The following is an 11,488-nucleotide window of genomic DNA, read 5'->3' on the forward strand; positions in this document are numbered from 1 at the left end:
ACGGGCGCAAGGCTACCTCGCCCGCGCGACGGGCTCTTGCTGAGTGATGCAATGGATGTTGCCGCCGCCATAGACGACTTGGTCGGACTTGACGCCAACGACCCTGTAGACGCCCTCGCCCCAAGTCTCGTCGTAGATCCTCTGGAGGGTGTCGATGGCCAGCTGGTCGTTCTCGTCGCCATACTGTGGGGTAATGACGCCATGGTTGGTGACGAGGTAGTTCATGTAGGAGGCGATCAGGGGCTCGTCCGGGACGCGGGGCTCGGCGTTCTCGTCGACGTCGATGGAGTCGCAGGCTTCCCGCGTCATGTAGAGCGGATTGGCGGGCATAGGGAGCTTGTAGACCCTGAGCTTGCGGCCCTGGGCGTCCGTCGCGCTGGAGAGCGTCTCATATGCGTCGTGGCACTGGCTGTAGAACGGGTAGCTGGGGTCGTCGGACCAGATGCAAGCCATGACGCCGGGGGCCACGAAGGTTGCCACGTCGTCGATGTGGCCGTTGGTCTCCTCGGGATCGATGCCCTCCTTGACCCAGATGACCTTCTCCACACCCAGATACTCCTTGAGATGCTCGGTCATGTACTCGCGCAGTGCCTCGCTCCAGGGCTCGAACTTGCGGGCATGCCTCGGCCAGATGGTGTCTACGTCCTCCTCGTCGGCCATGACCGCAGAGCAGGTGCGGCCCGGCGAGAGCAGGCACTGGTCAGTGACGACGACGGTACCCTCGCCATCGACGGTGATGGAGCCGCCCTCGAGGACCATGTCATCGGGACGGTAGGTGCGTGCACCCGCGATCTCTGCCATCTTCTGCGCGATCTCGTCGTCTGCGCGCCAAGGGAAGTACAGGCCGTCAACCATGCCGCCATAGGCGTTGAAGCGCCAGTTGTTGGCACGAAGCTCGCCCTTGTCATCCACGACGAAGGTGGCGCCGGTATCGCGGAACCATGCGTCATCGGTTGTCATCTCGAGGACGGTGACGCCCTCGTCGTTCTCGAAGACCGCCTTGCAGTTGGCATAGTCTCCCTCGTTGGCGCACATGATGACGGGGGTGAACTCTGCGATGGCCCGCGCGATGGCGGCATACTGCCTCTGTGCGGGTTTGGCGCCAAAGGACCAGGTGTCGGTTCGGCGCGGCCAACCCATCCACACGCGCTTCTGCTCGGCAAACTCTGCGGGCATGTGGAAGCCGTCTGCCTTGGGGGTGGACTCGGACTCGGTGATGGTACGCATTGCAGAACCTCCCTGACGTGTTCGGAGAACCTATACGGGTGCGCGACTACGCCTGCAGGGCGTCGATCTTGTCGAGCGCGACGTGCAGCTCAGCCTTGGCAGAATACTCGTCGTCCTCGTCGCCCAGCGGGGTGCGCTCGCCCAGTGCGGCGAGGAGGGCGCGGATGGAGTGCTTGCGGTTCTCCGCCTCGACCCAGCACAGGGAGCGCTCGGGGTTGTCCATGACCTCGTCGGTGACCTCCTCGCCGCGGGTGGCGGGCAGACAGTGCATGAACTTGGAGCTGGGGGACGCGTAGTTCATCATGTCCATGGTGACCTGGTACTTGGGGTAGAAGACGTCCATGTAGGACTCGCCGCCCTCCTCCTGGTCGTAGAGGCCGTACCACACGTCGGTGTAAACAAAGTCCGCACCCTTGATGCACGCGACGTCGTCGGAGATCACGATGGTGCCACCGGACCCCTCACAGTTCTTCTCGCCGATGGCGAGCAGGTCGACCTTGTCCTCGACCTGGAGGCCGCCGTCGGTGATCTGGTGACCCTTGGGGCCAAACTGTACGAAATGCATGCCGATCTTTGAGCAGATGAACATGAGGGAGACGCAGACCTGTGTGGCATCGCCTATGAAGGCGAGAGTGCAGTCCTCTATCCTCTTTCCCTCGGGAAGGTTCTCGAGCATGGTCATGAGGTCGCCCATCTCCTGGGTGGGATGGTTGAACTCGGACATGCCGTTGATGACAGGTGCTGCGGAGCCCTTGGCAAGGCCAGCCACATCGGCATGACGGTTGACGCGGGCCATCATGATGTCGAGCAGCGAACCCATGACGCGCGCGGTGTCGCCAAGGGACTCGTGGCCACCGAGCTGGATGGTACCAGGGCCATAGAACTGGGCGTGCCCACCGAGGTCGGTCATGGCCGTCTCGAAGGAGAGGCGGGTACGGGTGGAGACCTGCTGGAAGATCATGCCAAGGGACTTGTTGCGCAGCAGGTGGGGGTAGTAGCCGTCAACCTCGATGGCCTTCTTCATCGCAAGGCCGAGGTCCTCGATGGCAAGGATCTCTTCCTTGGTGAAGTCGTTGGAGTCGATGAAGTCCTTGGGCATTGCCATGGCGCTCTCCCTCTGTTCGCAACGTAGCCTCTCGGCCCGGCTTCCGGGTCGCTGGTGCGGACCCTGTTGGGCCAATCATCTGCGGTCCTCTGCCAAAATGCCAGTTTATATGGAGTTATTTGGTCTCGGGGGCGGTTATACCCCGGCTAAACCCCCATTGTCATGCGGCTCGTGGCGGCGCCTCGGGAATGATCGGTCGGCTATCTTCCGGCCCTTTCGAGAAGCTTTTGGTAGCTTGCGCGAAAACGCCTTCCCTCGGGCCCCTCGGCGTCGGATGCCAAGACGACACCCAGCTCGTCTGACACGAGAAACGCCTCGTCGAAGTTCATGCGCCTGGACCGGACGTCATCCAGCAGCCCGCTCGCACGCTCTACCCTGCATCCCAGCGTCAGCGCAAGGTCCTCCACCAAAGTCGCCGCGCCCGAGGGGAACAGGTCCTGGTCGATACCCCAGAGCAGCGTCCCACTGCGGACCAGCCACAAGCTCTCGGGGGCCACGCACGTCCTTGCCGCCTCCTTGGCCGCCAGGTCGACACGGCCAAGGAGGCTTGAGAGGCGCGACTTGGCGAGACCTTCATACGGGCCGACCGTCATGGCCGCCCTGCCCTCTTCGTCCACTACCAGCATGAGCACGCCATCGGGATAGGCTGCGGAACCATCCGCAAGGGTCCACTCGACGTGCTGCTTCGCCCAGGCGACGAGCTGCCTGTCGAGGGGCTTGCCCCCCACCCGACGGTGTCCTAGGGCGCGAAGGTGGCGGTTCCCGAGCGGGAGCGTCCTGTTGGAGAGGCGCCAGCGGCAGACGAGCTCCGGAACACCCAGCGAAAAGTCCTCCATCAGCAGCTCTCCCCTTTCCTAGGCATGCGTCCCCTTGGCGCGCAGCGGAGTCATATCACGGTAACTTTCTCCACGACTCTCCTACCCACTATCGCGCGACAAGGCAAGCGCGCCACCCCTTTCGGGAGGCGCGCTCAAAATATCCTTGCAAGTCAGTGGCAAGCAGTGCTTCCGACAAACCCCTGCGTCAGTTTCCCGCAATCCGCGAAGTCTCCGTTGCCGACTCCTCCGCCAGACGGCGGCCGGCGAGCTCGGGCGTAAGGCCCGCAAACTCCTCCTCGCGACCCCGCGCCGAGACGATGCGGACGACCTCGCCCAGGGCGATGAAAATCACCACGCCCATCACCATCGTCCAGTCGCCAGACATAGACCAGGTGCCCATGGCATCCTTGGGGAACACCGTGGCGACGATGGAGAGGACGAGCTCGGCGCAGGGAATGGCGAGCATGGCGGTTTGTAGGACGCCTCCGAAGGGGAACGAGAACACGCGTGGGCGGGCGGCATCGACCTTGCGGAGCTTGGAGAAGGCCGGGAACATCGGGATGTAGGAGATGAGCAGGAACACCACGTTCATCGAGAAGAGCATCCAGAAGATGTTGTTGGAGATCGTCTCGTTGGGAATGAGCTGCAGGCAGAGGGCGAGCGAGGCCACGACGCCGTCCACGACGGCGGCGCCGTTGGGCATCTCGGTCTTCTGGGACTCGCGCGCGAAGACCGCGGGCATGTTGCCATGCTTCGCGGCATAGTCGGCGACGAAGTTCACGCCGAAGGACCACGAGGCCATGTTGGCGAAGAGGGTCACCAGGAAGACCAGGGCGATGGCCTTGAAGACGGCGCTGTCTCCCACCATGGCCCGGACGGCGACGATCATGCCGAAGTCGGGATCGATGGAGTCCGACGCGACGGCGGCACCGATGCCGAACGAGGCGAACAGGTAGATGGCGGCGATAGCGATACCACCGAGAATGATGGCCTTGGGGATGTCCTTCTCGGGGTCCCTCATCGAGCCGGCGAAGGTACAGATGACCTCGAATCCCATGAAGTTGAACAGGATGACAGAGAGGTTCGAGATTGCGCTGGTGCTGGCGAGGTCAGGCAGGAAGGTCGCTGGTGACATGTCATTCGCAAAGCCGTTATCTGCCGCGAACCATATGCCCAGGCACCCGACGACGACCGCGATGCCCACCTTGAGCACCGCGCCGCCGTTGAGGATCCAGGCGGAGTCGGAGACCTTCGAGAAGGACATCGCAATGACGACCCACACGAAGGCCAGCTCGACGAGCATCTTGCCAACAAGACCGAACTCCCAGCCAAACACCATGCCCAAGATGTCCGGAAACAGCGTGGCACAGGAGGCAATCCAGAGGGGGAAGTTGATCCAATAGTACCAGGCGACGCGGGCCCCCCACCTGTCCCCGAAGGCGTCGCGGACCCAGTCGTAGAGTCCGCCGTCGGAGTCATAGGTGGTCCCCAGCTCCGCCACGACCATGCCGTAGGGGAGCAGGAAGGTGATGATCAGGAAGATCCACCAGAAGAACTGGGCGTTGCCTATCGCCGATGCGGGTGCGCAGGCCTCGGCCACGAACACGACGCAAATGACGGAGAGGATAACGCTCACGAAGCTGAACTTCTTCTCGCCCATTCCGGCAACCTCCTTTCGCGGGCCACCAGGCCCCTCGCTGTCTTGGCGGGGCACATGCCGCCCCCTCGATGCGACAAAGGTGGCACTCGACCGGCGATCGCGTAAAGGACAAACGGGTTTATGTGGCGCCAAACCGTCCAAATCTCGTTTAAACCATCTTATACCTGCGTATTTATCGAGAGCTGAATGACAGGCCCGCTAGTGGCGAGAGGGGGTGTTGGCCTACACTGGACTTCTGATCCCCATCTGGGTGACATGCAGCAGCAGGGAGGGTGACACGTGAGCCTATTCTTCTTCGTATACACGATTGCCCTGCTCCTGGTATGCATGGTCACCGCATCCATCTGCCTTGCGGCTTACCTTGTCTCCCATAGGGTCCGCTACATTCCCCAGGGGCTCTTCTTCGTCTTCTACTTCCTAGAGCTCGCAAGCATCTTCGGCAGCGAGTGGATGGCACAGAACGTGGGGTCCATCGACGCCAGTAACTACTACGCGGTCGACAACCCCATGCTGCGCATCGCGCTTGGCACGTTCATCCTAGTCTCGTTCTGGGTCGTCGTCCTCGAGATGATCGACGTCACGAGGCCCCTGTACGCCTGCGGCGCAGGGGCGGCCTTTGCCTTTGCGCAGGGTCTCGTGCTAACGCTAGGGTCCTATGGGCCCGGGACGCAATGGCTGTTCTACAGCCTGCGGCAGCTGTTCCTCCTTACCTGCCTGGGATATGCCTATCGAGCGTTTCGTACCACAAAGGACGAGGTGATGCGTCAGCGGCTCGCAAGGCGCAAGACGATGTTCGTCGTCTTGCTTGCTCTGGTGGGGTGCATCCTCGTCGAGGACACCTACGTGATACTCATCGCGTCCGTTCCCGATGACCACAGCGCCTTTGTCGGCCTGTTCCTCTCGTCGCGCAATTTTTCTGAGAACGTGATGATGGTCTATCTGGCATACGTCGTATGCAAGCCCGCGATAGAGATGCTGCGCCTTCGCTTCAACGAGCCCCCGGCGATGCCGGGCTCTGGGCGCGAAGCCGCAGGCCCCCTTATCGACCACATAGAGGAACGCCCGCCAGGCTATGCGGCGGCGCACGGTCTCTCGCGACGCGAGCGCGAGATCCTGTCTCTGGCTCTGGAGGGGCGATCAAACCGCGAGATCGCCAGCGAGCTGACCCTGGCCGAAGGCACCATCAAGACGCACCTGCACAACATCATGAGGAAGTGTGCGGTCGCGAATCGAGACGAGCTTCGGCAGAGCTTCTGGGCAAGCTAAGGGCGACTTGGGGCAAGGGCGGCGGCGTGGGTCGCGCCAAGGACGGCATCCACCCGCAGCACCAGAAGAGCCCGTGAGCAGAAAGGCCGCAGGCGCGCAAAGGCGGGCCACGACTTTGGTCGCAGCCCGCCTCAATGCGGAGTCTGGAAGACCGATCGGATTAGGCGTGGATGCGGGTGCCCGAGAGACCGGCCATGGCCTCGGCCGCCCTCTCGAGCGAGCCGATGACGCAGGTGCGGCCGGGGCGGGACTTGGCGAACTTGATTCCTGCCCTGACCTTGGGCTCCATGGAGCCCTTGCCGAACTGGCCCTCGGCGACGTAGCGCTCGGCCTCCTCGACGGAGATGTCCTCGAGGTCGACCTGGTCGGGCTTGCCGAAGTTGATGGCGACATGGTCCACGGCGGTCAGGAGCACCAGTGTGTCGGCGGAGCAGTCCTCTGCGAGGAGCTCGCCACCCATGTCCTTGTCGATGACGGCCGCAACGCCCCTGTAGGCGCCCTTGTCGTTGTAGTCGCGCACGACGGGGATCCCACCGCCGCCGCAGGCGATGACGATGAACTCGTTGTCGAGGAGGTTGAGGATGCTCTCGTACTCGACGATCTTCTTGGGCTCGGGCGAGGCGACGACGCGACGCCAGCCGCGGCCGGAATCCTCGACCATGGTCCAGTCGGGGTGCTTCGCAAGCTCGCCATCGGCCTCCTCCTTGCTCATGAAGGCGCCGATGGGCTTGGTGGGGCTCTTGAAGGCGTCGTCGTCGGGATCGACTTCGATCTGCGTGACGACGGAGGCGACGTGCCAGCGCTTGTACTCCTTGTGCATCGCGGCGCCGATGGCCTGCTGCAGGTGGTAGCCGATGTAGCCCTGGGACATGGCCCCGCACTCGGGGAGGTCCATGGCGGGGATCCTCGCAGGGTCGTCCTTGTGAGCGCAGACGAAGGCGTTCTGGATCATGCCGACCTGCGGGCCGTTGCCGTGGGTGATGATGATTTCGTTGCCCTGCTCGATGACTCTGAGCAGCGTGGGGGCGGCGGCGCGAACACGGGCGACCTGCTCCTCGGGGGTGTCGCCGAGGGCGTTGCCGCCGAGGGCGATGACGACGCGATTGGGCTTGCCGTATGCCTTGGACATTCTTCCTTCTCCTTAGTACGCTTGGTACGAACCGACGAGGCAGTCCGGGCGAACGGAACTATCTCAGGTACCAAAATATAGCCCTCCGCTAATCTCCATGTCGAGGTTTTATTGGATTCTATAAACGGTACGTTTTCTGTTTTCAAAGGTAAGGTATAAATATCAACTCATTTATTTGTTTATATATGTGATTAAATCCAATATTTCGAATCATATGGCATGGCACGTGGCATCAGGGCTCACGCAATGCGGACAGGACTGCCGCGCGGAGGGTGTGGCATGGGCGCGCCGGCCCGAAAACCATGGCCCGCAGGAGCGATACCATAGCCCCTATGGAACTTGAGATAGGTTCATATACGCCCCGCCGAGGGGCGGGGGCGAGCAAGGTCGTTGGGCGCTTTGCACCCACGCCGTCCGGTCGTATGCACCTGGGTAACGTGTTCTCGCTTCTCATGGCCTGGGAATCCGCGCGCTCGCAGGGGGGACGGGTGATTCTGCGCATAGAGGACCTCGACCCACGCGCACGGAGACGCCGCTGTGCGCAAGACCTCATGCGCGACCTCGAATGGCTGGGCCTCTCGTGGGACGAGGGCCCCTACTTCCAGAGCGAGCGAACGGAGGTCTACCTCGAGGCGCTGGAACGGCTCGAGGGGCGTGGACTCACCTACCCGTGCTTCTGCACCCGCAGCGAGCTGCACGCCGCCAGCGCACCCCACGCCTCCGACGGAACCTATGTCTATCGGGGAACCTGCCGCAGCCTCTCTCCATCAGACGTCGCCCGACTACGCAAGCTGCGTCCAGCGGCGATGAGGCTGCGTGTACCGGACGCCGAGGATCCTGCGGGGACGATCGGCTTCTCCGACCGCACGTACGGTTCACGGCATGAGGTCCTCGCGCGCAATTGCGGCGACTTCCTGGTGCAGAGGAGCGACGGGGTTGTCGCATACCAGCTTGCAGTCGTAGTGGATGACGCGCTGATGGGCGTGAGCGAGGTGGTGAGGGGCCGCGACCTCCTTGGTTCCGTGGCGAGGCAGAGCTACCTAGCCCACCTGCTTGGGCTCCCGACGCCAGTGTGGGCGCACGTCCCCCTTCTGGTCACCCCGGAGGGGAGACGCCTCTCCAAACGGGACCATGACCTCGACTTGGGCGTCCTGCGCGAGAGGGGCGTAGGTTCAGCGCAGATCATTGGCTGGCTGGCGCATGCCGTCGGTCTGGCCGAGAGGGGCGAGGCCCTTTCGACCGAGGAGCTGCTGGAGCGCTTCTCGTGGGACGCCCTTGTGTCCCACCGGGACAACGTGGTCGTGGACGATTGTCCCTCTTTCCGGACTTGCCCTTGTGGGCCCTCGTAGTTGTGGGGTATCATTCCCTAGCACCATGAATGGAGAGCTGACCGAGAGGCCGAAGGTGCTCGCCTGCTAAGCGAGTATAGGACCAAATCCTATCTGGGGTTCGAATCCCCAGCTCTCCGCCAGGGCACACTGACCCAGCCGGATCTCCGGCTGGGTTTTGTCTTTGTCCCGCCATTCGCACTTGACTCTCCCCTCCGGGGGTGGCATCCTAATATCCGCAACGCGGCGTTACCTCAGCTGGATAGAGGGTCTGACTACGAATCAGAACGTCACAGGTTCGAATCCTGTACGCCGCACCAGCGGACGCGAGCGGGGCCCCTCGGGGTCCCGCTTTTTTGGGCCAAGGCAATTACCCGCCATTCGCACTTGACTCTCCCCTCCGGGGGTGGCATCCTAATATCCGCAACGCGGCGTTACCTCAGCTGGATAGAGGGTCTGACTACGAATCAGAACGTCACAGGTTCGAATCCTGTACGCCGCACCAGCGGACGCGAGCGGGGCCCTCGGGGTCCCGCTTTTTACTGCGGCGACGCCCCCTTGCAAAAACTGCTCAGCAGCAGCTGTGTCGGGGACGGAAGATGATTGTGCTGTCACCCCAGGCAGTCAGGGCATAGGGTACAGACGCACGGTCCAGAACATCCTCTAGGTCACTAAACGAGTGCGCCTCCCCTGCAAAGTACTCCTCCAAAGCACTCCCCAGCTCACCTGGGGTCCGCAATGCACGCCTCATCGCCTCGACGTCCTCCCGCTCGATACGCAGCTCTTCACGACGCAGCGAGCTGCCGAAGGCGCCTCCCAGCGCAGGACCCTCGGAAATCTGCCGTATGCTTACACCCGACGAACCGACGCTAAGAAGTATCTCCCGCCTGTTGTCACCCCTGACGACACGCGCGACGATGCCACCCGCGATGCCCCCGCTCTCCCCAACGCTCAGCCCGGCCATGGTACCCTCCCGTCTCCGCTTCCTCTTGTCACAGTATACCAATCCTGAGGCAAAAACAGAACACATGTTCTGTTGATTCGACAGAGCGGCGCCAGGAGTCCCCGAGGGCCATCGGCGCAGCAGATGACGCAGCAGGGGCGCGGGCACCCTTTCGCTAGGCCCCGGGCCGGATGACGTCAACGCCACCCATGTAGGGCACGAGGGCTTCGGGGACCGTGATGGAGCCATCCGCATTCTGGCAGTTCTCCATGATGGCGGCCATCGTACGGCCGACGGCGAGGCCGGAGCCATTGAGCGTATGGACGTAGCGGGCGCCCTTAAACTCGGAGGGGTCACGGTACTTGATGTTGGCGCGCCGCGCCTGGAAGTCCCCACAGTTGGAGCATGACGAGATCTCCTTGTAGCTGTTGTAGCTAGGCAGCCACACCTCGATGTCGTAGCACTTACACGCCGAGAACCCGATGTCCCCTGTACAGAGGGTGACGACGTGATAGGGCAGTCCGAGAGTCTTGAGGCAAAGCTCGGCCTCGGCGACCATGGACTCGAGCTGGCTCATGGAATCCTCTGGCTTGGCAAACTTGACCATCTCGACCTTGTCGAACTCGTGGACGCGGATGATGCCGCGTGTGTCACGGCCAGCGGAGCCAGCCTCCTCACGGAAGCATGGGGTGAAGGCGGTGTAGAGCAACGGGAGCTGGGATGCGTCGAGGGTCTCGTCGCGGTGGATGTTGGTCAGCATGACCTCCGCCGTGGGAATGAGGTACATCCCTCCGCTCACGTGGAACAGGTCCTCGTCGAACTTGGGGAGCTGGCCCGTCCCGAACAGCGAGTCGTAGTTGGTGATGACGGGGGGCCACCATTCCTTGAATCCCGCCCGAACATGCATGTCGATGAAGAAGTTGATGAGGGCACGCTCCATGCGGGCACCCATGCCCCCCAGCAGGTAGAAACGTGACCCCGCCAGCTTCACGCCGCGATCGAAATCGATCATGCCGGTGGCGGGGCCCAGGTCCCAGTGTGCCTTGGGATCGAAGCCAAACCGACGCGGCTCGCCCCAGGCGCGGACTTCGGGGTTGTCAGAGTCATCCTTGCCATACGGCACGGAGGAGTCGGGGATGTTGGGGATGGCGGAGAGCAGGTCGAGGAGCTCCTTCTCCACGACGCCGCGACGCTCCTCAAGCCCGGCGATGCGTGACTTGTTGGCACTCACCTGGGCCTTTGCGGACTCGGCCTCGTCCCTTTTGCCCTCGCGCATGAGCTGGCCCACCTGCTTGGAGATGGCGTTGCGCTCGGCCTGCAGCTTCTCCACCTCGACGATGACGGAGCGGCGCTCCTCATCGAGATCGAAGAACCTCTCGCGGTCCCAATGGGCGTTCTGGCGCGACGCACAGGACTCGTCCACGGCGTCGGGGTGCTCCCTGACGAACTTGATGTCGAGCATCTTGCTTCCCCTCAGAATCGAAACGGCACGCCTCAACCCGTGAGACGGGATGGCGCAGCTCACCAAGTATATACTTGTGGGGCTCGAAAGCAGTCTCCCCAACAGAAAGGGCACCGCATGGAGGCTATCGGCAACTTCTTCGGCTGGCTGTTTGGCACACGGGCCGGCGTGGGAGCTTTGGTCCTCGGGGGCATCGTCGTCTTCGTGGTCATCGCGTTCGTCCTTGAGCGTAGGACGCGACGGCGCTACAGGAACCATCGCAAGACCGATAGCGACTGGGACCTCTTCGACGACGAAGATGACGAGTCTGGCTGGAGCGAGTTCGAGGAGGACAACAAGTAGCCTCGCGCGGCACCCTAGGCTCGAGGGTGCAGGACGTCTGCCATGCAACATAGAAAGAAGTCCCCACACGGCACTTCAAGTGCGGGGACTTCTGCTTTGCCATGGTGCGGGCGAAAGGACTTGAACCTTCATGAGATTGCTCTCATACGGACCTGAACCGTACGCGTCTGCCAATTCCGCCACGCCCGCGTGAGTCGAGATTCTACTA

Annotated in this window: 10 protein-coding genes and 4 tRNA genes; 6 read left to right on the forward strand and 8 right to left on the reverse strand. The window is 62.6% G+C overall.

Translation table 11 applies throughout. The features are described 5' to 3' along the window. Positions 1-12 precede the first annotated feature (12 nt). From OLSU_RS08730 to OLSU_RS08745, 4 genes are all read right to left on the reverse strand, one after another. Positions 13-1,227 carry an agmatine deiminase family protein gene (locus OLSU_RS08730; protein ID WP_013252582.1) on the reverse strand — a complete coding sequence of 405 codons (1,215 nt, stop codon included), beginning with the start codon at positions 1,225-1,227 and terminating at the stop codon, positions 13-15. Between the two features lie 46 nt (positions 1,228-1,273). After that, on the reverse strand, positions 1,274-2,332 hold the full coding sequence (ptcA, locus tag OLSU_RS08735) for a putrescine carbamoyltransferase (RefSeq protein ID WP_013252583.1): 1,059 nt from the start codon (positions 2,330-2,332) through the stop codon (positions 1,274-1,276). Positions 2,333-2,532: 200 nt separating this feature from the next. Beyond that, the gene (locus tag OLSU_RS08740; protein WP_013252584.1) at positions 2,533-3,168 is read right to left on the reverse strand and encodes a hypothetical protein; all 636 of its coding nucleotides are present in this window, start codon (positions 3,166-3,168) and stop codon (positions 2,533-2,535) included. Positions 3,169-3,355: 187 nt separating this feature from the next. Beyond that, positions 3,356-4,810 carry an APC family permease gene (locus OLSU_RS08745; protein ID WP_013252585.1) on the reverse strand — a complete coding sequence of 485 codons (1,455 nt, stop codon included), beginning with the start codon at positions 4,808-4,810 and terminating at the stop codon, positions 3,356-3,358. A gap of 279 nt (positions 4,811-5,089) precedes the next feature. Here OLSU_RS08745 and OLSU_RS08750 point away from each other — a divergent pair, with 279 nt between their 5' ends. After that, positions 5,090-6,076 carry a helix-turn-helix transcriptional regulator gene (locus OLSU_RS08750; RefSeq protein WP_013252586.1) on the forward strand — a complete coding sequence of 329 codons (987 nt, stop codon included), beginning with the start codon at positions 5,090-5,092 and terminating at the stop codon, positions 6,074-6,076. A gap of 160 nt (positions 6,077-6,236) precedes the next feature. On the opposite strand, the gene arcC is transcribed toward OLSU_RS08750, so the two are convergent. Continuing rightward, on the reverse strand, positions 6,237-7,205 hold the full coding sequence (gene arcC, locus OLSU_RS08755; protein ID WP_013252587.1) for a carbamate kinase: 969 nt from the start codon (positions 7,203-7,205) through the stop codon (positions 6,237-6,239). 332 nt (positions 7,206-7,537) lie between these two features. Between arcC and gluQRS the strand changes: the two genes are divergently transcribed. From gluQRS to OLSU_RS08775, 4 genes are all read left to right on the forward strand, one after another. Then, on the forward strand, positions 7,538-8,554 hold the full coding sequence (gene gluQRS / locus OLSU_RS08760) for a tRNA glutamyl-Q(34) synthetase GluQRS (RefSeq protein ID WP_013252588.1): 1,017 nt from the start codon (positions 7,538-7,540) through the stop codon (positions 8,552-8,554). Positions 8,555-8,585: 31 nt separating this feature from the next. Then, a tRNA-Ser gene (locus tag OLSU_RS08765) sits at positions 8,586-8,676 on the forward strand. A 100-nt stretch (positions 8,677-8,776) separates the two neighbouring features. After that, positions 8,777-8,853: transfer RNA gene (locus OLSU_RS08770), tRNA-Arg, on the forward strand. 108 nt (positions 8,854-8,961) lie between these two features. Then, positions 8,962-9,038: transfer RNA gene (locus OLSU_RS08775), tRNA-Arg, on the forward strand. A gap of 66 nt (positions 9,039-9,104) precedes the next feature. Here OLSU_RS08775 and OLSU_RS08780 read toward each other — a convergent pair. Together OLSU_RS08780 and serS are read right to left on the reverse strand one after the other, a co-directional pair. Beyond that, the gene (locus OLSU_RS08780; RefSeq protein ID WP_013252589.1) at positions 9,105-9,497 is read right to left on the reverse strand and encodes a hypothetical protein; all 393 of its coding nucleotides are present in this window, start codon (positions 9,495-9,497) and stop codon (positions 9,105-9,107) included. A 154-nt stretch (positions 9,498-9,651) separates the two neighbouring features. Further along, on the reverse strand, positions 9,652-10,938 hold the full coding sequence (gene serS / locus OLSU_RS08785; RefSeq protein WP_013252590.1) for a serine--tRNA ligase: 1,287 nt from the start codon (positions 10,936-10,938) through the stop codon (positions 9,652-9,654). 117 nt (positions 10,939-11,055) lie between these two features. Here serS and OLSU_RS08790 point away from each other — a divergent pair, with 117 nt between their 5' ends. Beyond that, positions 11,056-11,280, forward strand: coding sequence for a DUF6724 family protein (locus tag OLSU_RS08790; protein WP_013252591.1), 225 nt, complete (start codon positions 11,056-11,058; stop codon positions 11,278-11,280). A 102-nt stretch (positions 11,281-11,382) separates the two neighbouring features. On the opposite strand, the gene OLSU_RS08795 is transcribed toward OLSU_RS08790, so the two are convergent. Continuing rightward, positions 11,383-11,469, reverse strand: a tRNA-Leu gene (locus OLSU_RS08795). Positions 11,470-11,488 lie beyond the last annotated feature (19 nt).

Origin of the sequence: Olsenella uli DSM 7084 (assembly GCF_000143845.1) — a bacterium.
In the GTDB taxonomy this organism is placed as follows: Bacteria; Actinomycetota; Coriobacteriia; order Coriobacteriales; family Atopobiaceae; genus Olsenella; species Olsenella uli.

What these genes read in the sequence shown, in the direction of transcription:
- OLSU_RS08730 (WP_013252582.1), bottom strand. Translation starts at nt 1,227, where the DNA reads ATGCGTACCATCACCGAGTCCGAGTCCACCCCCAAGGCAGACGGCTTC.
- ptcA (WP_013252583.1), bottom strand. Translation starts at nt 2,332, where the DNA reads ATGGCAATGCCCAAGGACTTCATCGACTCCAACGACTTCACCAAGGAA.
- OLSU_RS08740 (WP_013252584.1), bottom strand. Translation starts at nt 3,168, where the DNA reads ATGGAGGACTTTTCGCTGGGTGTTCCGGAGCTCGTCTGCCGCTGGCGC.
- OLSU_RS08745 (WP_013252585.1), bottom strand. Translation starts at nt 4,810, where the DNA reads ATGGGCGAGAAGAAGTTCAGCTTCGTGAGCGTTATCCTCTCCGTCATT.
- arcC (WP_013252587.1), bottom strand. Translation starts at nt 7,205, where the DNA reads ATGTCCAAGGCATACGGCAAGCCCAATCGCGTCGTCATCGCCCTCGGC.
- gluQRS (WP_013252588.1), top strand. Translation starts at nt 7,538, where the DNA reads ATGGAACTTGAGATAGGTTCATATACGCCCCGCCGAGGGGCGGGGGCG.
- OLSU_RS08780 (WP_013252589.1), bottom strand. Translation starts at nt 9,497, where the DNA reads ATGGCCGGGCTGAGCGTTGGGGAGAGCGGGGGCATCGCGGGTGGCATC.
- serS (WP_013252590.1), bottom strand. Translation starts at nt 10,938, where the DNA reads ATGCTCGACATCAAGTTCGTCAGGGAGCACCCCGACGCCGTGGACGAG.
- OLSU_RS08790 (WP_013252591.1), top strand. Translation starts at nt 11,056, where the DNA reads ATGGAGGCTATCGGCAACTTCTTCGGCTGGCTGTTTGGCACACGGGCC.